This window comes from Bacteroides caecigallinarum (genome assembly GCF_016902295.1).
GTDB lineage: Bacteria > Bacteroidota > Bacteroidia > Bacteroidales > Bacteroidaceae > Phocaeicola > Phocaeicola caecigallinarum_A.
Genome location: NZ_JACJLQ010000038.1, coordinates 1 through 24,837 on the forward strand (window position 1 = coordinate 1; position 24,837 = coordinate 24,837).

Genomic DNA, 24,837 nt, shown 5'->3' on the forward strand with positions numbered 1-24,837 from the left:
CAGGATCAAACTCTTCATTGTAAAATATTTTTATATATCCGTTAAGGATATGTCTTTGTCTCTGTCCAGGATCCCGTAATTATTTTAATTGACGGTTTATTCTTTTTTTTCATCACACTACATTATTATAATGTGACGCTTGTACTACATTCTGTTTGTTTATCTAAAATCTTTCAAAGAACTTAACTTCCGACTGGAAGCGAAAGTGATTACAAAGGTAAAGGATTTATTTCTAACCGCCAAACTTTTTTCGAATATTTTTTTTCAAAAAAAGTTTTTTTGACTGAAAATCTAAACTTTCTTTCTCGCTCCCTTGCAACAACAAGGTAAGATACTAAAAAGGATTTTCACATTTCCTCAACCAATCTTCAGTATATCAACTTAACTGCTCTCCCTCTCGAAAGCGGATGCAAAGGTACACACTTTTTTCATTCCTGCAATACCTATAACAAACTTTTTTCAGAAAAATATCAAATCAAATGTAATTCATTGCAAATCAAGGCAAAAGAGATAAATAGAATTTAATCGATTTTGAAAGGTATTTCTACCGATAGAATTTATACACATTATTATATATAAAAAAAATTAAGGCCATACCTGTATCACACAGACACGACCTCAGGAAAGAAAGAGAGTGTTTTTATTAATCTTATACTTTCTAATAGCATACTATGCCATATCTTCAAGAGTAAAAACCGAACTTATTTCATTAAAGAAATCATGTGATATATCTTGAAGATTCTCTATAGCTTCATTTTCAGTTTCGCCATAAGCACAACATTGATTATAATCAAGCAAGTAAGCATAAAACTCACCATTTGGTAAACTTTCTATTACATAATTAACTTCATTCATATTCAGTCCTCCTGTTTTAAGACACCGCAAAGTTAACCTCACAATATTACAATCAGGATAACAGGAGATTACGATAATGTGAATTAAACATTCACTTAGAGTTTCTGGTGCAAAACACTTCTATCAGAAATGCCACTATAACTCCTAAACCACCTCCAAACAGAGTACTTGCACCATATATAATCGAGGCTGTTTCTCTTACTTGTCTATTAACATCATCCTCCCAATATAGAGAGAAATAGTTATTAATAATAATATAACCCATCAACATTCCGAATCCCAAACCAAATAAAAGACCTCCTATACGAAGCGCAGAATACGGAGATGAAGAAATAAATCCCTTAAATTTCCCTTCAGACAATGAATTTTCAGAAAGTTTGTCTATCAACATCTGTCGTTCTTTTTTTCCTACAAACAGTTCGAACAACTTATAAATTGTTCCGAAAACGATGGCTACATTAGCCACAATCATTAATTCTTCCATAAATACGATATTTTAATATTGAAAATTTGTTCCTTTGCTATGTTAGACGAAAGATAAACAAAAAGGTTACACTAAAAAAATAAAAAATTATATCCGATGTAACCAAACAGCAGTTCATGCGTCTAAATAGACAAATGAAAAATGACGAACAAGATATCATAAAAAGAATATTGTCAGGAAAGACAGACGATTTCGCATATTTTCTTGACACATACGGGCAGCAAGTTTTCAATCTTATTGTCCGTATAGTTCGATGTGAGTATGACGCCGAGGAACTGACACAAGACACATTCATGAAATGTTTTGAGAGTCTCTCATCTTTCAATGCCAAAAGCAGTTTCTCTACATGGCTTTACAGGATAGCCTACAATACAGCCATATCATTTACCAGAAAAAAAGAAACCGAGGTGAACGTATACGATGAAAATATATGGAACACAATATCCGATACGGAAATTGACGATACAATGAACGACGAATCGGAAGAAAACATCAAAAGACTACAGAAAACACTTTCTATGCTTCCACCTGACGAAAGAGGCTTGATTACATTATTCTACGAACAGGAGAAAACGATTCAGGAAATCGGGCAAATACTGAATGCCAAAGAGAGTTCTATAAAAGTAAAACTACACAGAATAAGAAAAAAACTATATATTCTAATGAAGAAAGAGGAGGAAATATAATGGGAAAAACTATAAATACAGATAATCTCAAGGCCGAAAATACAGACAGATGTATCAGAAAAGCCATCAGTATGCAGCCACAATTCCGTCTGCCGAGCAACTTCAGTTATAAAATGATGGAAAAAATAAACAAAAAGGTCATACTTCAGGAGAAACGACGCGAAAAACGGACATTCATTACTATCATCATAACATCACTATTGATGGTTGCAACATGCATATTAATCATTCTAAATTATACAAACATAAAATTGGCAGACATAACAAACCGATTATCAAATATTTCCATTCCATCTGAAACATTGTTCTACCTGCCAATGTTAATTACTTTACCATTATTATTCTGGTTTAATTACTGGCTTCGCAAAAAGTTCGGGTATCTACTAAAAAGATAGCTTTTTCAAGCAATGCCCAACAGTTCTATTTCAAAGATAAGCGTTGAGAAACCCGGAATTGGTCCTGACGTGCGTGTTCCATATCCAAGATTATATGGAATATACACCATCCATCTGTCGCCCACATGCATCAGTTTCAAGGCTATACGCCAACCGTCTATCACATCCGTCAGTCTCAGAGCTTCAGGACAACTGCGCTTCCACGAATTGTCAAATTCCCTGCCGTTGATAAGTGTTCCACGGTAATGCACGGTAACTATACTTCTGTCAACAGGCGAAACCTTACCATCACCACTGTTGATAACTTTATAAAGTATGCCGGAAGGATGTACCAACACACCTTCCTCAGTAGAGATTTCCTTCAGATATTCCTGATTCTTTATCTTATACTCTTCTTTTTTTGCCATAAATACGTTTTTTTGTTCTGCACAAAGATATAAACAGAGAAGTAAAAACAAAAAAATCGGAGGACAAGATACGTCAATATCCCGTCCTCCGAAAACTATTTATTTTTCAGATATTATTTTCTGTAATTCAAGAGTTCTTCAGCACTGAACTTACGGATGAAATTGAAATGCTTTTCAACTTCCGACTCAGCATAGTTAACATATACATTAAGAGACTGAGCGAACAGTTCAGGAGCCTTAGTAGCATCCTGCAGCAACAGATGACTCATTACGCACACAGCAGACATTTCGTACAGACGACGTGCAACAAAATCAAGCAGTTCCTGGTTCATCGCTTCCTTAACAGCATTAGTACAAGCCTCAAGTTTGCGGGTCATGTCCTTAATTCTGTTCATATAGCCTTCGAATTCAGGAGCACAAGGAATCAGTTCATATTCATGAAGAGTAGCTGCGTAAGCACCGTTTGTCACATAACGGATAGCTGCAACTGTCTGCAACTGAGTTGTTCCTTCGTAAATGCTTGTGATACGGGCATCACGATAAATGCGCTGACAAGCATATTCCATCATGAAACCTGAACCTCCGTGTACCTGAATACAGTCGTAAGCATTCTGGTTGGCATATTCAGAGTTCATACCCTTGGCAAGAGGAGTGAAGCTGTCGGCCAACTTAGCATATTTCTTCTGTTCCTGGCGTTCTTCAGGAGTAAGTTTGCGTTCGCGTGCAATATCATCAAGTGCCTTGTAGATATCTACATAGCGTGCAGTCTGATACAAAAGGGCGCGACCTGCATCAAGTTTAGCCTTGATAGTAGCCAACATATCATATACTGCAGGGAATTCGATAATAGCCTTACCGAACTGCTTACGGTCTTTAGCGTATGCCAAAGCCTCATCGTATGCAGCCTGGCTCAAACCTACTGACTGAGCGGCAATACCTAAACGGGCACCGTTCATAAGAGCCATAACGTACTTGATAAGTCCCAACTTGCGTTCACCGCAAAGTTCAGCTTTAGCATTCTTGTAAACAAGTTCGCATGTAGGAGAACCGTGGATACCAAGCTTATTTTCTATACGGCGTACATCTACCCCACCATCGTTCTTGTCGTAGATAAACATAGAAAGGCCACGACCATCGTGAGTACCTTCTTCCGAACGTGCAAGCACAAGGTGCAAGTGAGCATCACCATTAGTGATGAAACGCTTAACACCGTTCAGACGCCAGCAGTTGTTAGCCTCATCGTATGTAGCTTTAAGCATCACACTCTGAAGGTCAGAACCTGCATCCGGCTCAGTCAAGTCCATAGACATTGTTTCACCTGCACAGATACGAGGAATGAAACGGCTGTGCTGGTCTTCATTTCCGAACTCATAAAGAGTCTCGATACAGTCCTGAAGAGACCAGATATTACCGAAACCGGCATCAGCCTGTGCAACGATTTCCGCACACATAGTATATGGAGTGATAGGGAAATTAAGACCACCGTAACGGCGAGGCATAGTCATACCGTTAAGTCCGGCCTTAACCATAGCGTCAAGGTTTGCTTTTGTTCCAGACGCATATTCCACACGCCCGTTAGCGCAATGAGGACCTTCTTCGTCAACGCCTTCAGCATTGGCAGCAATCACCTCACCTGTTATTTCTCCTGTGATTTCAAGCACTTTATCATATGAATCGACAGCATCAGCATAGTCCTGCGGAGCATAGTCGTATTCTTCTTTATCTCTATAATCGCGTTCTTTCAACTGACAGATACGCTCCATCAACGGATTGTTCAAGTGAAACTTGAGTTCCGGATGTTCTGTATAAAAGTTTGCCATTATTTACTGTTTTTCTTATAATACTTAATCATTTTCGGAATCACTTCTTCCACTGTTCCGTTAATCACATAGTCGGCTATCGCATTGATAGGAGCATTCTCATCGTTGTTTACAGAGATGATGATACCTGCGTCCTGCATACCTGCGATGTGCTGAATCTGTCCTGAGATACCACATGCGATATACAATTTAGGATGAACAGTGACACCAGTCTGGCCAATCTGGCGGTCATGGTCGCAGAAACCGGCATCTACAGCAGCACGGCTAGCACCAACCTCAGCATGAAGTTCCTTTGCAAGTTCGAACAACATGTCGAAACCTTCCTTAGAACCCATACCGTAACCACCTGCGATAACAATAGGAGCACCTTTCAGGTTATGTTTAGCTTTTTCCACGTGGCGGTCGATAACTTTAACAACATAGTCTGTTTCAGGAACAAACTTAGCCACATCATGACGAATAACCTCACCCTGATAGTTTTCATCAAGGATTTCCTTCTTCATCACACCCTCACGCACTGTAGCCATCTGAGGACGATGTTCAGGATTGATGATAGTAGCAACGATGTTACCACCGAAAGCAGGACGAATCTGATAAAGCAGATTTTCGTATGTCACACCATTCTTCTTGTCTTCATGGCTACCGATTTCAAGCTGAGTACAGTCGGCAGTCAGACCGCTTGTCAATGCAGAAGAGACACGAGGACCGAGGTCACGACCGATAACGGTAGCACCCATAAGACAGATCTGTGGTTTTTCCTGCTTGAAAAGATTTACAAGAATAGATGAATGAGGAAGAGAAGTATAAGGGAACAGCCCCGGAGCATCAAACACGTGAACACGGTCAACTCCATACGGCAAAACTTGTTTTTCTACATCAGCAAGGTCGCTTCCGGCACAAATAGCTTCAAGCTGGCATCCCAACTCATTGGCTAACTTACGACCTTTAGTCAAAAGTTCGAGACTTACATCGGCAACATGGCTGCCTTCCATCTCACAATATACAAATACGTTATTCATATTAGTTTTTAAGTTTTTAAGTTTTTGAGTTTAAATCAAAACTCAACCAATAGTGTGGTTAGCCAAAAGTTCAACAATAAGGTTTTCTACATCAGCATCACTACCTGTGATAGTCTTGCTTTCCTTAGCCTGGAAGATAATGTTTTCAATTTTCTTCACCTTAGTAGGAGAGCCTGACAAACCACATTGCTTAGTGTCACCGTTTACGTCAGCAACAGTCCACTCAGTGATATTCAGATATGGACGGCTTTCGTAAAGCGAAGCGTATGGAAGTTCAGCACCATCTTTTGTGATAGCAGCTTTTTCCTGTGCGCCAAGGGCACGTTTGTATTTCTGTACCAGTTTTGCATTGCGTGGACGGCAAGGAGCGGCACTACCGTTTACTGTCAGTACTATAGGCAACGGACCTTCCACTGTTTCCACACCACCGTCTATGTGGCGTTTCACACGGATACGTCCATCCTTTACTTCCTGAATTTCCTCAACGTAAGTAATCTGAGGCAATCCAAGTTTTTCAGCTACTTGAGGACCAACCTGAGCAGTATCACCATCGATAGCCTGACGACCACCTACAATGATGTCATACTCACCAATTTTGCGGATAGCAGTGGCAAGGGCGTATGAAGTAGCCAAAGTATCAGCACCGGCAAAAGCGCGGTCAGTAAGCAGATATCCGTTGTCTGCACCTCTATAAAGACCTTCACGGATAATTTCGGCAGCACGGCCAGGTCCCATAGTCAACATAGTTACAGTAGAGCCTGGATGAGCATCTTTCAGTCTGAGAGCCTGCTCCAAGGCATTCAAGTCTTCCGGATTGAAAATTGCCGGAAGAGCAGAGCGGTTAATTGTACCGTCTGCGTTCATGGCATCTTTCCCAACACACCGAGTATCAGGAACTTGTTTAGCCAATACTACAATTTTTAAACTCATTAGATAAAATATTTTGGTATTAGTAATTTCTGACGGCAAATTTAATGAAAGCATTTATACTACAAAACGAAATGCCGCAAAATATGCACATAATGAGTAGAAATGAGCAAAGGGAAAACACGGTGACGTTTTATATCAAACACCGCCACGTTTTAATTAAAACGCCGCCATGTTTTTTAAAAAGCCCGTGCAGCCCTGAAGTGTACTGAATTTAGTTGTCTGTTTATGCTATTTAGTCTTTAATTCTAAGACTGACTTTTTTGACCGGTCTAAGATAATATTTCACAGTTTTTCCTGCCTTATAGAAGTTAAGTTTTCCATAAAGTCCAAATGTATAATCTCCATCTTCGCACAAATATCTACGGGAATCATCTGTATAAAAAATATTATGACCATTTCTTTCCAATAAATTATTCAACTCGTCAAGTTCGGCTGAAAACTCTTTATAAAACTCTTCGGCTTCTTCTCTGGTGAAAGTTCTCCATCCGGAAATGCCATCAATCTCATATCCGTTAAGTATTTCCTTTGCCTCGCCTTCCGCATAAATCTGGAACCATTGGTCTGGAGATATGATTGTAGCCAACGCCTCACCTGCTCCTGTGTCCTCCAGTTTCCACAAATAAAAATCTCTCCATACAGTATTTACCGTCGGCATAGACTCAACATAGACCAAATCTCCATTCTCGCCGGAAGCATTATCCCCAGATTCATCACCTTCATCGACGGTAATATCATCATCAGATCCACCATCGAAATCCATAAATATTTCTTCCTCTTCTTTCCATCCGCTAAACTGAAATTCACCGTTCAGACTCAGATTATCATCATATCCTCCGGTAAAACGATAAGGCTGACCTAACTTCAAACCTCCGGAAAATGTATATAGATAGTCCTTCACCTCATCACCATAATCAATACTTACTGTTACACTCGTTTTTTCTCCCTGAACCGGAAATATAAACTTCTGACATGATGTCCATTTCTCATCGTCATGCCTACACTCAATATATGCCATTTCCTTTCTATCAGAAAAGCCTCCTTCGATATTATATCCACAACTTACAGGGTATATCTTAACATCAATATTCTTTACTTCGGAAGGGATATTACTAAACTCAAACTCTAATGACGACATTACATAGGCCGGAATAAAGTTTATCTCTGTCTGCTTGTTCAGATTTATCGAAGCATGTGCCGCCATAAGTGGCCTGTCGGACACACCGTTACCATTGACAGCAATCATGGGCTTGCCTGTAATATCGTTAGTTTTTATAAAACAGGCATCGTTCATTCCAAGAAAGGCATTTATGGAATATTCTCCTTTGGATAATGACGCAGTAACAGCATCACCATCGTTATACCAAAACTCAGTCACCGCAGAATTTTCCTTATCTACGCTATATATTACGACAGGATATTCCAAATCAAAAGCCTCACCTCCGGCATTTTTCTGAAATTTCATATATAGGTTTATGCGGTCGGTCTCACCGGACTCATCTTCATTTATGGCATATTGGCTACATGATGAAAAAATAGAGATAATAAAAAGCATGAATATGTATGTTTTCATAGAGAAAGAATTTAATGATTACTTTTATATAACTGAATATAATAAATTATATACCACAAAAAATTATAAAAAAAAGCTATATACCGCCATCTAAATAACGGTATATAGCTTTATATTTCATTTCGTAATGCAATCAATAGGTCAATGCCGGTTCATAATATATATCAAAGCACGGATAATGCGGCAAAGGTGAAGGAGAGCAGAACTCTACATCATTAAAGACAGAATCATTAACTTCTTCAGGTTCTATAAATCTGATTTCCGCATCGTCACCACTCAGATTGAAACTGAACTTTTCGTCACGATATGTATATGAAAGTGTTCCCTTACCTATCTTTACACTGGTCTCAATACTTGTAATCTCCTTAGGCAACTTAGGCTCTATAGTTATCACACGGTTCATCATGTCAGGACGTATTCCAAGGAAATACTGATACCACACTCTTAGATGCTCGGCATTACTCCATGCCTGGAGGAATGTGCCCGAACGGTTTACCCACGTTTTTCCCTCACGCGGATGGGCATCGGCATTCTCGCTAAGACTTCCAACAGCTCCTTCCACAAGTGCCTGACGGTTCATATTCTGGAACAGCTGCCAGGCAGCCTCAACCTGACCATATTCTATCATCCTCTGCATGGCTATACCGTTATTCCAAAGCCATACCGTTCCGTTATGGTAAGCATCGTCCTTATGATAGTAATGCCAGTTTTCATGTTGTGGATGAAACTGAGAATCCCACTGTGCAAGAGAAGCGACTCCCCACGGATATGTCAGTTCTTCCCAGCAGCGACGTGTTACCTTCTTCTTGAACTCTTCATCGCCTATCATGTCAAAACAATACAACTGGTTCGGGCGGAACTGAGTGTCCGGAGTTCCGTCAGTGTTAAGATGGTCGTAAACCATGTTACCCTCCTTGTCGCAGTAATCATGCTCGAAATTGTTTCTTACCTTGTCTGCCAGTCTGAGCCATCTTTCAGCCGACTCCTTGTCCCCTACCAGTTCGGCAAGTCTGCTTCCGGCTTCCAGTTGTCCGTACCATAGAGCCTGAATGTCATTGGCACGGTTTCCTCGTGGAGAACCAGGTATTCCGTTACGTTTCACATCCATCCATGTATCCGCGTCGGCATGTGTAAGATATCCTCTGTCATCAGTAAAATTTATACATGAGGCATCAATGCTCAACTTTACCGCAGGATAAATATCTCCAGCAAAAGCTGTATCGCCGGAATATTCCAACAGCTCAAACGCCTGTATTACGAAACGTGGAGTTCCATCTGTAGTATTATATAATATACCTTCGGGATTTGCTCTGTTAGGTATCCTTCCGTATGTAGGAGAATTTGGGTCAGTGTCCTGGAACTTGGCAAAATCCAGCAATATCTGTTTCGCCACATCAAACTGGCCGCTTACCAGACATGCTCCGGGCATTGAAATAAACATGTCGCGTCCCCAATATTCATTGAACCACGGCAATCCTGCATAGATACCCTTACCCTGCTGTTCGGTTACAAGTTCGTCGGTAGTCAGTGTAAGCCAGTTCAAAGCTTTGTCCAACTCTTCCATATTTGATGATACAGGATTATATTCTGTAATTAGCGAATTCATTCTTTCTGCACGTTCCTTCAACAATACATCTCCATTACTACGAAATTCCTGTAACAAAGCTTCGCATTCTTCAGAAGTCCCGTATGTAATAATGAAACCTTCAGAAGCTGCAGGGGTCTTTATCACATTTCCGGTAATGATAAATCCATTATCTACAGCAGGCGACAAAAGAATCCTGTTAGCTTCGTCCTCTTTTGGAGTATAAAAAACACCGGTCTTACCTTTCTGACAATCGGACAACAAATCTTCGTTCAGAAAAATCCCTATACTGTCTCCCTTGATATCATCCATACCTATATACAGTATAGGGTAATTATCGACAAGACATAAAGTTTCTGTAGCGTTATCCCATTGGCGGACAAGCTTGTGAGGATACATGATACAAGTAGCACTTTTTCTTTTTAAAGTCTTTCCGTCCACACTCAACTGATAGTCAGAAAAAATGCGTTTCTTGGAAATATTCCATCCTGACCAGAAAAAGACCGAGTCCTGATGTGTTGTGCCATACCAGAATCCAGACTTCTTATCAGTGAAAGAATATTCCCGGTTTTCGGCAGGAGTTACCGCTATTCCCAAAGAATCCAAACGTGAAACTCTTTCAGCAGTTTCAGTACATGCAGACATGACTAACGACATGCCCGCAACAACCAATAAGCTTTTGTTGAAAAATCTATTCATATCCATGCCTTATTTTATATAAGCGATAGTAGCCGATTTAGGAGCGGCAACAAGAGTTTTTCCCTTAGTGTCCTTCAATCCTTTTTCTGGTGAAATTTTTCCGTCATAACATACTATTCTGTATGTTCCTTCCGGGACTTCAACACTTACATTCTCGTCTTTCGCGTTAAGAATTACTGTTATATCTTTCCAGACCTCACCTTCAGGCTGTCCCTTAATACGGAATGCCACTACACCCTTACTTCCTGGATTTATGAACTCAAGATGTTCATACACCTTTTCAGCATCACCAAGACGGAATGCCGGATGAGCCTTACGAAGAGCGATAAGTCCTCTTATATATTCATACGAATCATTATGCTCTTTTTTCAGACGCCAGTCTATCACATTGATTGAATCAGGGCTGTTGAAAGAATTCTTTACGCCTTTTTTATCGCGCATAAGTTCATCGCCTGTAAAGATAAAAGGAACACCCTGTGAAGTAAATACTGCTGTCTCAGCCAACTTCAATAAACGCATACGCTGTTTTGTATCAGCTTTTGGTGCCGTAATGAGAAGACGGTCGCCTATGCAATGGTCGTCATGACAGCTAATGTAGCTAATCATCTGCGATGGCTGTGCAGTCCATGAAGCCGGATAGTCCTTCAATGCCTTTTTCAGCTGCGGATGAGGAAGCGCAGCAGCGATACCGAACATTACACCCGACTCATATCCTTTTCCTTCAGTAACAAAAGCGCCTTTTGTATCATCACTCCACGAGCCACGCAAGCTGTCGCGGAACTCATCGCTGAATGCAGCAATGCCAGGCATCTGCCATGTATTGACCTTCATAGCCAGTTTCTCTTTAGGATATTTCGGAGCGGCAGCAGCCCATCCTTCACCATAAATGAAAATAGTAGGATCAATCTTGTCAAGCTCTGCACGGATAGCCTTCATAGTCTCCATATCGTGTATCCCCATAAGGTCGAAACGGAAACCATCGACATGGTATTCGTTCACCCAATGTTTTACAGATTCCACGATATAACGGCGCACCATCTCACGGTCGCTTGCAGTCTCGTTTCCACAGCCTGAGCCGTTGGCAAATGTTCCATCCTCATTCTGACGATAGAAATATCCGGGAACTGTCAATTCAAAATTACTGTCATCGGTATTGAATGTATGATTATAAACCACATCCATAATCACTCTTATACCAGCCTTATGAAGTGACTGCACCATCTGTTTGAACTCACGTATCCTGACTTCAGGTTTATACGGATCTGTAGAATAAGAGCCATCGGGCACATTATAGTTCTGAGGGTCATATCCCCAATTATACTGAGGTGTATCAAGCTTAGTTTCATCTACAGACGCATAATCGTATGACGGAAGAATATGAACATGAGTGACACCGAGCTCCTTCAGATGGTCAATACCAGTAGTCTGTCCATAAATGTTTTTGGTACCTTCTTCCGTAAGCGCAAGGAATTTTCCTCTATGCTCTATTCCCGAAAGGCTGTCCATAGAGAAATCGCGATGATGCATTTCATACAGAATAATGTCATTGAAACTCTTCAGTTCCGGACGTTTATCCTCATTCCATCCTTCAGGATCGGTATCATCAAGATTTATAATTGCAGCCCTCTTTCCGTTTACTCCTACTGCCTTAGCCATAACTCCCGGTGTATCATCAAGCCATTTTCCATCAACACAAACATTGAAAGTATAAAATTTGCCGTTCAAATCTTCGTTCACATTAGCACTCCACTGTCCGTTTTCGCCTCGGCGCATAGTAACAGTCCTTACTGCCTGACTGTCTATACCTTCATCAAATATATTTATTCTTACAGCCTCGGCGGTAGGCGCCCATAACATAAAGTTTGTTGACTCCGGAGTATATACCATCTCAGTCCAATCTGAAGTGAAAGATGGATAGTCCGCATACGACTCAAACTTATTAGTTTCTCCACAACCTATAGTAGTTACTATCAGTGGTAATGTCATCAATTGTTTTAGTTTTATCATGATATTATCTTAAATTAATTCATCAGAAAATTAGAATATATAATGAAATCATGCGGATCTATATTAGTGTTTTTACCAGCAACATCACTTAACTGTTCTGTGCTAATAAAGTTATAATATTCTCCCCATCCTGTAGGAACCTTAGCAGAAGAAATCTGTTCTTCTGTAGTAAAATTACCAACAATAAAAAGTTTCTTTCCGTCTATACTTTCAATTGAAATATTACGACATCCTTCCCAATAACTTTCAGAAACTTCCCATCTGAATGTCGCATCAGAAGAAAAAAGTTGTGGTAATGTACTTCTAAGTTTAAGCAACATTGTATAAGTATCGACAAGATTCTTTCTATATTGATCATTAAGATACTCCCAATGCAAAGGCTTACGTCCCGTACGACCATTCTCCTCAATAGAGACATCGTATCCCATTTCACCGAACTGCCATATCATCTTCGGTCCGGGCACAGTAAGGAAGAAAGCCGTATTTGTAGCCATACTTTTCATTCGGTTTGCCAGATTAGTCTTTAAGTCACCATTACCGTACTCCTTTGCCTTAAAAGCGGTACGTTCTTCATCGTGGCTCTCCATAAAACTTATATAACCACCGAACCTCATGCCATTAGTTCCTGTATATATACTCTCAAAACCACTGCCTTCACTCCATCCCATACCAGACTGGCAATATGCATAATTGCCATTTCTCCATAGTTTGAGACCATAATTGGCAAGTTCCTTTTCCTCTTCATCGCAACAGAAATGTTCCAATATGACAATCGCATTTTCGTTTGCCTCATGGATGGCATCATAATACTCTTTCAGAACGGCAATACGATTATCATCATAATCAGATGCGGTACTTTCATTACACTGTCGCTGAGTGAAACCTTTTGTAAGGTCAAAACGGAATCCATCTATCTTATATTCATCAAGCAAGAATTTGAGATTTCGTTTTACGAAAGTCTTCACGAGCTCAGATTCATGGTTGAAATCATGGAATACACTATAAGGATGAGGTGCGTCAACATTAAACCACGGATTGTTGGCTGCAGTCTTGTTATTCTTACTGTCCCAATAAAGTTTCGCAAATGGATGTGCTCCCGTAGCGTGATTATAAACCACATCGAAGATAACAGCTATTCCTCTGGAGTGGCATTCATCAATAAATCTCTTATACATTTCCCTGGTTCCGTACGCCTTGTCCATAGCAAAGAAGAAGCATGGGTTATACCCCCAACTGTCATTACCATCGAATTCCTGTACAGGCATCAATTCTATGGCATTTATTCCAAGATCTTCCAGATAGTCAAGTTTGCTAATCGCACCATTAAGATCGGATGTTGAGGTAAAGTCTCTGAGATGCAATTCATATATAAGGAGATTGTCCCTGTCCTTTATTTTGAAATCATTATTTTTCCATGAATATTCATCCTTATTAATCTTGAATGTAGAAACTATTCCTATACCTTTCTCCGGATAAACCATTTCAGACGAAGGATATGTTGATTCTGGTATATACTTATCATTATCAGGGTCAAGAATCTTCTCGGAATAAGCATCGGCCAGTCTGATTACATCGCCGTCTTTAGTTCCTGTATAATATTGAAAGCGATATTCCTTTGCCGGGTCCAGATTTTCAACAGTTATCCACCAGCATCCGGCAGAATTATCCCTATACATTTGAGAAGTGCCGTCATTGGCTAATGTCCAGTTATTGAAATCACCTAATATGTATGCAAAATCTTTATGATTTCCATTCTTATCCTTATCATAGAAAGCAAAAGTCACACTGCTTCCACTTGAAATGTTTATACCTTCTACCGTCCCTGCCGGTATAGTCTGCTCAATTATAGGAGCAGGTTGGAAAGCTGTGTATTTATTATCGGTTACCTCAATAAAAGAGTCTTCCTCAATTCCTTTCTTGCTACCATCGGAACTACGTATTACTATACCAAGTTTATTGATAGCAGTCTCACCCGAAGCAAACCATTCTCTTACAGACGGAGTAAGAGAGATAGACCAGCAATTATCTTCCTTCTTCGTCATTTTACATTTGGCAATGTTCTCGTTCCATTCGGCAGGAACAAAAGCCCATACACCCTCAGTAATAACTCCGGTGTGAATATAAACATCGCCAGTATATCCGTAAAGCTTTGATTTTACAGGAGCCTTAAAATTAATAGTAAGTTCAGAATCAGCATCAGGATTTTCAGGTAGCCAGGTGAGTCCTTCAATATAATCCTCCGATTTTACATCTGAATTGTTTTCTGTACATGATGAAATAATTAAACAGAGTATTAATTGTAATAAAATATTCTTTTTCATAACTAAAAACAAAAAGTGTACTGAGAATCAATATCCCAGCACACTTTATTTACAAATACTTATCTAAAAACTTATTTACTGCTTAATGAGTTCATAAGTGTAGCTTGGATTTGACAAATCAACAACAATCTGATAGTCTCCAGCACTAACAGGAATATTACCGCCTTTAGCAGCTAATTCTCCTTCTTTTTCCCCTGCTCCAAAATCACCAAACTCTACATCCCAAGCATCATTAGCTCTAAATTTAATTTCTCCATCTGTTAATGTTGTTGTTACTTTCAATTTAAGATCACTAGGGTCATAAACTAAATCAGTATCATCATTCCAACCTCCAGATGTAGCACTACCTATAACACCAAAGTTCCGTAAATCAGCTTTATAAGTTAAATCCTTAATATTAACTGTTATATAATAATACCCTTTATCCTTCGTTAGATTACCGGCTTGAGCATCTGTGGATAAACTACCTTCGGCATCACCTGAACCATAATTGGAACCGTCCCAGTTATTTTGAGAAGTAAATTTGAACTCACCGTCCAAATATGCATAACCCGCATAATTTCCATCAGCATCAACCGGATAAAGCTTACCTATCACCTCTGCCCCAGGATTCCAACTTTGATGATTTCCTGCTATACGTAAAAACTCCGGACCTTCAATTGGCTCAGTAGGTTCTGGTTCATATGGAATGATTCTCCAGTTTTCATTATCCTGGCAACTTGTTCCAAGCATGATGAATAAAGCAAATGCTATTAAATATTTTATAGTTTTCATATAAATCATTTTTTAAGTTTGTTATTTCTTATAACCTGGATTTTGAGAAAGGTTAGTATTAACAGCTAATGTATTTGTATGGATTGGGAATACTTGCAAATAAGCTTCAGTCTTAGGTCTGTCTGTTATTGCATCATTGAATTTCTTGAATCTAATCAAATCTTGTCTTCTCCATCCTTCCCATGCTAATTCCAACAATCTTTCTTTCAGAATATTATCTAATGTCGCAGTAACTTGAGGTGCTCCAACTCTATTTCTCACCTGATCAAGGTCAGCCTGTCCATTCTTACCATCACGAATCAATGCTTCAGCTCTCATTAATAATACATCCGCATATCTGAAAAGAACCCAATCGTTATGAGGGCATTGGCCATCTTCAGTAGCAGTAGCATCTGCTTCATATTTATACATACGTGCGCCTGCCATTTTCATTGATGTGTCACTCTTATCAAACATTAATTTTACAGCCATTGGCAGATATTCAAGTTCTTCTCCAGTCTCGCTAAGAATAACATACTTACCATCCGGACCTTTCACCTTTCCTGTATAATATGTCAAGTCAAGTCTTGGATCAGGATTAGCCGTTCCATAACCAAATGCATTCATAGCTTCAATTGTCGCAGACGATCCGTTCCATCCTCCATTACCAAATCCATAAGCCTTACCTACATCATAATGTCTTGAACGGACCAAATACATATTTCTTGCTTTATATAACGACGGATCCATTGGGATTACAAATATATTTTCCTGTGAACCTTCATTATTTACTGCAAAATTTGAAAGGAATCCATCTGTCCCTTGGTTTAATGCGTATCCAGAATTTGTTATTAAATCAGAGTAAGCAACAACAGCTTCCCAACAATTCATTTCTGTATCACCAACCTTGAATTTAATATTCTTTCCATCAGGACGTACATTGTCTGTCCAGTCATCATCGGTATAAACTTCAGCATTTAAAGCAAGCTTAGCCATGAGGAAATATGCAGCAGCCTTCGTCATTCTACCATAATATTCTCCCGGATCTGCACTCTTTTCATCCTCTAATAGTGGAATGGATTCTTCCAATTCTTTTTTTACAAAGTTAAATACCTCAGTACGTGTAGCTTGTTTTACATCCTTCATCTGAGTTAATGAAGACTCTACAATAGGTACTCTCGCATACATATCCAACAGATAGAAGTAATACATAGCTCGCAAAGCTCTTACTTCAGATTGATAGACTTCATAATATTGGTTACTTGGATCTGCTTCTTTTAAACTCTCCAACTTGTCAATTGACTGATTACATTGAACTATAAATCCATATAGATAATCCCAAGTTGCAATAATAAGGTCATTATTTTCACCCCAATTATGAGTAAACAGATTTCTCCACAGACCACCATCATCCCAGTCGCCACCTCTTGTAGGAAGAATAGCTTCATCAGCTGTAAAAGTATTAAGATCGTATAGTCCACGGTCTGTTCCGGCTAATCCTTTACCTCCACCGTCGCCACCTATCATTGTGTATAAGTTTGCAACAGTATTCAGATAAATCATTTGAGGATTCTTGTATGCTTCATTTTCAGGCATCTGATCTTTAGGATTCTCTTCCAAAAACGAAGCGCAGCTGCTTAATCCCAAGAATGCAGCCATAGTAATACTATATAAAATATTTCTTTTCATAATTCATTCAATTTAAAAATTAACACTTAATCCAAGTGAATAAGTACGAGTAAGAGGATAGAACTGTTTATCATCGATACCCAAACTACTTGAAACTGTAGAACTATTAATCATCGGAGATAATCCGGAATAGTTTGTAAATGTAAACAGATTGTTTACAGAGAATGTAACTCTTAAAGAATTTATATTTTTCAAATTCTGAGTGTTCAGATTCCATCCTAAAGTTACATAGTCGATATGTAAATAATCACCTCTTTCCAACCAATAATCAGTTACAGTCTGATCATGGATATTCAACCTAGGAGCATCAGTAAGCACATTATATGTAGGGAACAGACTCATATTCATATATGACAAAGATGTTCCATTATAAATCTTATGTCCAAAAGCACCACTAAATTGTGCCTGAATATCAAATTGTTTATATCTGAAGTTTACATTACCACCTAAATAGAACTTTGGAATTGCCTGACCTGCAATATAACGGTCTTTTCCATCAGACAGATCAATACCTTCCTGACCATCAATATCAAGAATATGATATGTATATTCGCCATTACCTTTCATATCAATAATTCCATCACATTTTGGTAAATAGAATACACCTAGAGGTTGCCCTACCATTTGGTAAATAATCTGGTTATTACCACCAATAAATCCAGCTCCATTCATTCCTCCTAAATTCATAAATTCCTTAGCATTCAGTTCTTGTCCCATATAAGTTCCACTTAATGAAAGCAATTTATTTTTTTGCCATGAGAAGTTGGCAGATATATTCAATTCCATATCCTTATTCTTTAAAGGAGTTCCTGAAATTGCAACTTCAACTCCTGTATTTTCCATTTCTCCAAGATTTGCAAGCAATGTATTAAATGCAAATGGAGGAACAGGAACAGCATAATTATAAAGCAAATCACTAGTCTTTGAGTAGTAATAATCCAATGTCGCTGTTAGTCTGTCTTCGAAAAATCCTGCATCAATACCTACATCAAACATTCTCTTAACCTCCCACTTAAGATCAGGATTCTCATTTCTATTAATTCCATATGTTGTTACAGGTTTGCCATTAATAGTTGTAACACCTGTAGGACTCATAAGTCTTAATGAGTTATATGCACTGATTGCATCTTGGTTACCTGTAAGACCATAACCAGTCCTTATCTTTAAATTGCTGACTACATCAACATTCTTAAGAAAAGCTTCCTCTTTAAGAACCCAAGCAAGAGACGCAGATGGGAAGAAACCCCATTTGTTGTTTGCTCCTAATTTTGAAGAACCGTCAGCACGCATATTAACAGTAGCAATATACTTGTCAGCGTAACTATAGTTAAAACGTCCCATGAATGAAGCCAATGAATATCCGTTCAAGAAAGAACCGACATCACCATATTTGACTTCCGCACCAGCTCCAAGATTATTATATTCGAAGAAATTTGTTCCAAACTGTTTAGCCTTTGCGTTGAAACCAGAATATGTATACTTCTGTAATTCAGATAATCCAAGAATATCAATATAGTGTTTTCCAAATGCCTTTTTATAATTTGCAGTAAAGTTACCCAAAAGGACTCCACTCTTGTTGTCATATTTCTCGGCTATACCGTTTTGTCCCATACCAGCCTTAATATTTGTAGGAGTATATTTTGAATTTTCCTTAACATTATAGGTATAAGATCCAAAAGCACTCAATTTAAGTCCATCTATAACAGTCCATGTTATCCTGGCATTAGCATTTATATAGCTGTTTGATTCTACATCTTTTATAGTAAGTCGGCCAAGAGGGTTTTGAGTTTCGTTCGCATTAGGATCTTCCGGCCATGTTCCATCTTCATTAGGAAAATCAGGGAAAGTAGGATTGAATGAAGCTGCAGAATAGAAAGTCTTCTGATAATCGTTCACATATCTTTTATCTACTTTAGAAGCAAACATACCAAAATCAATCTTAACTCTATCGTTGAACATTGTCTGGGAAGCATCAAGTTTTGCAGTATAGTTTCTCATATAGTTATCAAGAATAATACCCTTTTGATCTATGACACCTATAGAAGCGCGATAATTAGATGATTCTGTTCCTGCACCAAACGATAATCTATGATTTTGAGTATATCCAGTCTGTTGCATTGCCTCAATAAAGTTAGTATTATATCCCATATCAAGAGCATTGGCATAACCTCTATCAGCAACAATTTGACGGTATGCGTTTGCATCAAGCATCTCTAAGTTCTTATATACAGTCTCTATACCGAAACTACCGTCATAACTCAATGTTTTAGTTCCATTTTTACCTTTTATTGTAGTTACAACAATAACTCCACTTGCACCTCTAGAACCATACTGCGCTGTTTCTGAAGCATCTTTAAGGACTGTAAAGCTCTCTATATCAGCAGGAGATATAGCATTAAGCATAGACAAATCTCCAAAAACCCCATCTATAATAACAAGCGGATCATTACCTCCGGAAAGAGAGGTTGTACCACGCACACGAATAGAAGCAGAAGCTGTTGGGTCACCACCGGTTTTTGCAATATTTACACCAGCAATTTTACCTTTAATAGCTTGTAGAGGATTTGTAACAACACCTGCATTCATTTCTTCACGACCAACACGCTTAATTGCTCCAGATACCGTACGTTGGCTTCCTGTTGCATAACCAATTACAATTACATCATCAAGCAATTCTGCATCTTCCTTTAAAACAATTTGCATATCCGTACTTGCAGGAAGTTCTTGTGATTGATAGCCGACAAAAGATACAACAAGTATATCTCCTTGGCTAGCTTCTAAACTAAAGTTTCCGTCGAAATCAGTAATACAGCCATTAGTTGTACCCTTCACAACAACATTTGCACCAATTACGGGTTCTCCAGTTTTGTCTTTCACGACACCTTTGACTGTTATTGCTTGTGCAAAGCCTTGTACAGCCATCAGCATTCCTACCAAACATAATAGCAGGAATTTTCCATTAGAATTTAAGATTTTACTTTTCATTTGTTATTTAATTAAGTGTTAATAAATAGCCTAAATAAAATATACCTATTGAAAACTTACTTTCTACCCTAATAAAACATCTTTCATATTTTGATTTTACAATACCTAACAGGCTGTTCCTACCTTTAAGTAACTGTATAAACCTAGTTTTTACCTTCAAAAATATATTATTCAGATTTTGTATGACTATTTGATTTCTTTAATTGATATAGCATAGCCACCACCTACACCAGCAGTAAGTTTAAGTTTTGACTTGTTTGTCACTTTTTTCTTGGTGATAGTATATGCCTGTGGATTATTATCCCAAGATGTTCCTTTTGCATCAGCATATATAATAGCCTCATATTTCTTGCCAGGAGTCAGGAAATCAAGTTTAAGATCGGATTTATGTCCGTTATATCCTGCTGTACATCCTACATACCAGTCGTCTGTACCTTTGGCACGACGTGCAATAGTAATGTATTCACCCGGTTCAGCTTCAAGGTAACGGCTTTCGTCCCAGTCTATAGCCACATCCTTAATAAACTGGAAAGCATCCATAAAGCGTTCATAGTTCTCAGGAATATCTGCTGCCATCTGAAGAGGACTGTACATAGTGACATAAAGTGCCAACTGACGTACCAATGTACTGCGTACGCGAGATGTATTTGTAGGATTCATCTTACTGCAATCAAGCTCAAATATACCTGGAGTATAATCCATAGGACCTCCAATCAGACGAGTGAAAGGAAGTATAGTGGTATGATTTACGTTACTTCCACCGAATGATTCATATTCTGTTCCACGAGCTGACTCATTACCAATCAAATTAGGATATGTACGGCACAAACCTGTAGGACGTACTGCTTCATGAGCATTTACCATAATTTTATAGTCGGCAGCCTTTTTAACTGCGTAAAGATAGTGGTCAACCATCCACTGTCCGTAATGATGTTCTCCACGAGGAATAATATCACCCACGTATCCACTCTTTACAGAGTTATATCCGTTATCTACCATAAACTGATAGGCTTTGTCCATATGGCGCTCATAGTTTCTTACAGAAGAAGATGTTTCATGGTGCATCATCATCTTAACACCCTTGCCGGCTGCATAACGATGAATCTCTTTCACATCAAAGTCTGGATAAGGAGTTACGAAATCAAATACATAATCTTTTGTTTTACCAAACCAGTCTTCCCAACCTTCATTCCATCCTTCAACAAGTACCGCATCAAATCCGTGTGCAGCTGCAAAGTCAATATATTTCTTCACATTTTCTGTATTGGCAGAATGTTTTCCGTTAGGTTTTGTCTGTTTATAATCTGTAATTCCAAGTTTGACGCTAGGAACTTCATCAGTATAAGCCCATGAACCTTTTCCGGTAATCATATCCCACCATACGCCTACATACTTCACAGGATGTATCCATGATGTATCTTCTATCTTACATGGTTCATTAAGATTGAGTGTAACACGGGCTGCCAATATATTACGTGCATCATCACTTGCTATCACTGTACGCCAAGGTGAAACACATGGAGTCTGCATGTTACCTTTATCACCTCTGGCATCAGGTGTAAGCCATGATTCAAAAATCATATTCTTGTCATCAAGATTAAGGTGCATGCATGAATAATCCACCAATGCTGCTTCATGAAGATTAATATACAGGCCATCATCTGTTTTCATCATAAGAGCTGTCTGAACTCCTGTAGGCGAGAATACATACTGAGATGAATTAGGAGTGATTGCGTCTTTCATTTTTCCACGAATTTCACTCAGACGTGATGTAGTGTAATCATATTCCTGAGTATCATAATCTCCCGGAATCCAGAAAGCCGTATGGTCTCCAGCCATTGCAAACTGGGAATGTTCTTCCTTGATAATGAAATAATTAAGATTCTTCTGTTGAGGAAACTCATAGCGGAAGCCTAAACCATCGTTAAACAAGCGGAAACGTATTACTATGTAACGGTCATTTGACGGTTGGTCAAGTGTAACAGCCAGTTCGTTATAGTTATTACGAATTTCTTTTTCTTCTCCCCAAACAGGACTCCAAGTCTCATCAAAAGTGGAAGTACTTGTATCTTTTATTTTAAAACCAGTCATAAGATTGATTTTTGCATCAAGCTGATCTTTGTCTGTACGTTCTGTCCATTCGAAAGTTGTCTTCTTGTTTGCATCTTCTTTTTTAAGTTCAAGTCCTAATGTACTTGGTTTAATAATCGGTTTATCTTTATAAGAAAGTTCATAAACCGGTGCTCCTTCAGGACTGAGACTAAAATTCATGACGAAATTTCCATCAGGAGAAGTAAGTTTCTGGGCATTTACTGCCATAGCGAAACAAATACATGATGTTAATGAAAAAATACTTTTAAGGTTCATAGCTTTTCAGGTATTTAAGTTTTAAAATTTCAGGTTAAAAAAACTCTCTGCTGCAAAAGTATTGTTCTTAGTAACGCTTTTATTGATTTAGAAATAAAATATAAATGTCATATTAAAGAAAATACCACATAAACATCTGATTATATGACATTTATATTTATAGAGCAATAACTGATTTTATAAATGATTTTTAGAATGTCAAAAGTAGTATTCCACGTTTTTCAAGAAGTAATTCATCTTTTAAAGCCACTTTCTTTCCTGTAATAAAGTCAATAGCCTCGGATTTCGGAAGTACTTCCTTATATGGTGCAAGATTTAAAGTCTGATTTTCATCTGTTCCATTCATAAATACTACTACAGAACTGTCGTTGTACTTTCTTTCATATACATAAATTCCATTACGTATAGCGAAATGTTTCATCGTACCTTTACATATAGCCTCGTTACCTTTTCTGAAATTCAAAAGCTTACGAGTATAATCGAATGCTTCGTTCTGAAGTTCTGTTCTGCCTTCACGTGTAAAACAGTTTACTTCATCTCCTTCCCATCCACCAGGAAAATCACGACGCAGATATCCGTCTCCTTCACTCTTATCGGCAGCCATAAGTATTTCCGTTCCGTAATATATTTGAGGAATTCCTCTCGTTGTAAGTAAATATGTTATTGCCTGTTTATAACGTGTGATGTTTTTTGAATCTTCTTCATTCTTGCAGAAACGAGATGTATCATGATTATCAAGAAATGTCAAAAGACTCATAGGATTGGCATACACAAAGTCTTGAGTATGATAATCATATAATCTGTAAAGACCGCCTGACCATTCGGTAGTTTCCTCATCAAAGGCTTTGGTCATAAGATCGGTAAGAGGAAAATCCATTACTGTAGGAAGATTAGAGTTCTTTGGAGCGGCAAGCTTGCTATCTTTCTGCCAATAAGAAACTAGAACATTGCTGTTTAGCCATGTTTCGCCTACGATATTGAAATGAGGATATTCTTCAAGAACCTCCTTGCACCATGTTGACATAAAATCATAATCAGCATATGGATGAGTGTCCTGACGTATTCCGTTTATTCCTGCATATTCTATCCACCATATACTGCTCTGGATAAGATAACGGGCAACGTGACGGTTTCTTTGATTCAAATCAGGCATAACCTGAGTAAACCATCCGTCTGTAGCTATGGCCTTTTCATAATCAGAGGCATGAATATCCATTACGCTTGCTGTCTTAAACGATGTCTGTACATAATTGGAACGGAAATTAAACCAATCATCCTGAGGTCTGTCCTTGAACAGATAGTTCTCACTTCCGCAATGATTGAAAATCATATCCATAACAACTTTCAATCCTTTACCGTGGGCCTCGTTTACCAATTGAAGGAATTCTTCGTTACTACCAAAACGTCTGTCTATCTGATAGTAATCAGTTATGGCATATCCATGATATGATCCATCTTCCATGTCGTTTTCCTGTGTAGGATTAAGCCAGACAGCTGTCACACCAAGATCTGATATATAGTCCAAATGTTCTGATATACCTTTAAAATCTCCACCATGACGGGCATACTGTTCATTACGGTCAACTTTATTTTCCAACATTCCAGGCACTACATCGTTTTCAGGATTTCCGTTGGCAAATCTGTCCGGCATTATAAGATAAAGAACATCACTTGAAGTAAATCCTTCTATATCCGAGCCTTTACGTGTGCGCTCTTTCAGTTCGTACGGTACTTTAGTTACCTTACGACCTTTCGTGAGTATTATATCAAACTTCTGTGCCTTCGCATCATTCAGGTCAAGATAAATGATAAGATAATTTGAATTGGACTGTCTGACTATTTCCTTCAGATAAATATCTTTACTGGAAATAGAGACCTCGGAAGAAGCTATGTCTTCGCCGTAAAGCAAAACTTGCAATTCTGAATTCTTCATCCCTGCCCACCAGAATGTAGGGGCAACTTTCTTAATTACAGCATACGACTTTGATGAAAAAGGGAATAATAATGACAATACAGCCATAACGGTTAACAGTGTTTGTTTCATGATATCGATTTTTATATTTATATATTGTTATATTGCAAAATTAAGATTATTGTGGACATTTTATCACCGACACAATAAAAATATAAATATGTAAAATAGCTATATCATTATTAATAAGCATATTAGGCAGATTATGTTATTCAAAAAATATAAATAAAAACGTATTCAAACATCAGTAAAATAATAGTCATGTTTTTGTACTTATTGATAAAAAAACATAT

At 38.3% G+C, this 24,837-nt stretch carries 17 protein-coding genes; 2 read left to right on the plus strand and 15 right to left on the minus strand.

Annotated elements, in window-relative coordinates; all coding sequences use genetic code 11:
* Positions 1–669: 669 nt before the first annotated feature.
* Together H6A27_RS11685 and H6A27_RS11690 are read right to left on the minus strand one after the other, a co-directional pair.
* Positions 670–855: a type II toxin-antitoxin system HicB family antitoxin gene (locus tag H6A27_RS11685; RefSeq protein WP_154043850.1), complete on the minus strand. Its 186-nt coding sequence runs from the start codon at positions 853–855 to the stop codon at positions 670–672.
* 91 nt (positions 856–946) lie between these two features.
* Entirely contained in the window at positions 947–1,339 is a 393-nt protein-coding gene (locus H6A27_RS11690) for a DUF6249 domain-containing protein (protein ID WP_204404920.1), read from the minus strand.
* A gap of 134 nt (positions 1,340–1,473) precedes the next feature.
* Between H6A27_RS11690 and H6A27_RS11695 the strand changes: the two genes are divergently transcribed.
* Positions 1,474–2,025 (plus strand): RNA polymerase sigma factor, encoded by a 552-nt coding sequence (locus H6A27_RS11695; RefSeq protein ID WP_204508799.1) that lies wholly within the window; start codon positions 1,474–1,476, stop codon positions 2,023–2,025.
* Positions 2,025–2,420, plus strand: a complete 396-nt coding sequence (locus H6A27_RS11700) for a hypothetical protein (protein ID WP_204508800.1) — start codon at positions 2,025–2,027, stop codon at positions 2,418–2,420. The genes H6A27_RS11695 and H6A27_RS11700 overlap by 1 nt, the downstream gene beginning before the upstream one ends.
* Positions 2,421–2,425: 5 nt before the next feature.
* Here the strand turns inward: H6A27_RS11700 and H6A27_RS11705 are convergent, their stop codons facing one another.
* The 13 genes from H6A27_RS11705 to H6A27_RS11765 all read right to left on the minus strand — a co-directional run bounded on the left by H6A27_RS11705 (position 2,426) and on the right by H6A27_RS11765 (position 24,616).
* Positions 2,426–2,827: a BamJ family beta-barrel-assembly machinery protein gene (locus H6A27_RS11705; protein WP_204508801.1), complete on the minus strand. Its 402-nt coding sequence runs from the start codon at positions 2,825–2,827 to the stop codon at positions 2,426–2,428.
* A 113-nt stretch (positions 2,828–2,940) separates the two neighbouring features.
* A complete protein-coding gene (locus tag H6A27_RS11710; RefSeq protein WP_204508802.1) occupies positions 2,941–4,647 on the minus strand; it encodes an acyl-CoA dehydrogenase family protein in 1,707 nt (568 codons plus the stop codon).
* The gene (locus H6A27_RS11715; RefSeq protein ID WP_204508803.1) at positions 4,647–5,666 is read right to left on the minus strand and encodes an electron transfer flavoprotein subunit alpha/FixB family protein; all 1,020 of its coding nucleotides are present in this window, start codon (positions 5,664–5,666) and stop codon (positions 4,647–4,649) included. Before H6A27_RS11715 ends, H6A27_RS11710 begins: the two co-directional genes overlap by 1 nt.
* Positions 5,667–5,708: 42 nt before the next feature.
* Positions 5,709–6,596 carry an electron transfer flavoprotein subunit beta/FixA family protein gene (locus tag H6A27_RS11720; protein ID WP_204404926.1) on the minus strand — a complete coding sequence of 296 codons (888 nt, stop codon included), beginning with the start codon at positions 6,594–6,596 and terminating at the stop codon, positions 5,709–5,711.
* 232 nt (positions 6,597–6,828) lie between these two features.
* A complete protein-coding gene (locus tag H6A27_RS11725; RefSeq protein ID WP_204404927.1) occupies positions 6,829–8,166 on the minus strand; it encodes a hypothetical protein in 1,338 nt (445 codons plus the stop codon).
* A gap of 133 nt (positions 8,167–8,299) precedes the next feature.
* Positions 8,300–10,450 carry an amylo-alpha-1,6-glucosidase gene (locus H6A27_RS11730; RefSeq protein ID WP_239469668.1) on the minus strand — a complete coding sequence of 717 codons (2,151 nt, stop codon included), beginning with the start codon at positions 10,448–10,450 and terminating at the stop codon, positions 8,300–8,302.
* Between the two features lie 9 nt (positions 10,451–10,459).
* On the minus strand, positions 10,460–12,454 hold the full coding sequence (gene pulA / locus H6A27_RS11735; protein ID WP_338083603.1) for a type I pullulanase: 1,995 nt from the start codon (positions 12,452–12,454) through the stop codon (positions 10,460–10,462).
* A 17-nt stretch (positions 12,455–12,471) separates the two neighbouring features.
* Positions 12,472–14,778 (minus strand): alpha-amylase family glycosyl hydrolase, encoded by a 2,307-nt coding sequence (locus tag H6A27_RS11740; protein ID WP_204508805.1) that lies wholly within the window; start codon positions 14,776–14,778, stop codon positions 12,472–12,474.
* A gap of 75 nt (positions 14,779–14,853) precedes the next feature.
* Positions 14,854–15,552, minus strand: coding sequence for a SusF/SusE family carbohydrate-binding protein (locus H6A27_RS11745; protein ID WP_204508806.1), 699 nt, complete (start codon positions 15,550–15,552; stop codon positions 14,854–14,856).
* A 21-nt stretch (positions 15,553–15,573) separates the two neighbouring features.
* Positions 15,574–17,220: a RagB/SusD family nutrient uptake outer membrane protein gene (locus H6A27_RS11750; protein ID WP_204508807.1), complete on the minus strand. Its 1,647-nt coding sequence runs from the start codon at positions 17,218–17,220 to the stop codon at positions 15,574–15,576.
* Positions 17,221–17,232: 12 nt separating this feature from the next.
* On the minus strand, positions 17,233–20,148 hold the full coding sequence (locus H6A27_RS11755) for a SusC/RagA family TonB-linked outer membrane protein (RefSeq protein ID WP_420867858.1): 2,916 nt from the start codon (positions 20,146–20,148) through the stop codon (positions 17,233–17,235).
* Between the two features lie 243 nt (positions 20,149–20,391).
* Positions 20,392–22,572 (minus strand): glycoside hydrolase family 97 protein, encoded by a 2,181-nt coding sequence (locus H6A27_RS11760; RefSeq protein ID WP_204508808.1) that lies wholly within the window; start codon positions 22,570–22,572, stop codon positions 20,392–20,394.
* 190 nt (positions 22,573–22,762) lie between these two features.
* Positions 22,763–24,616 carry a glycoside hydrolase family 13 protein gene (locus tag H6A27_RS11765; protein WP_204508809.1) on the minus strand — a complete coding sequence of 618 codons (1,854 nt, stop codon included), beginning with the start codon at positions 24,614–24,616 and terminating at the stop codon, positions 22,763–22,765.
* Positions 24,617–24,837 lie beyond the last annotated feature (221 nt).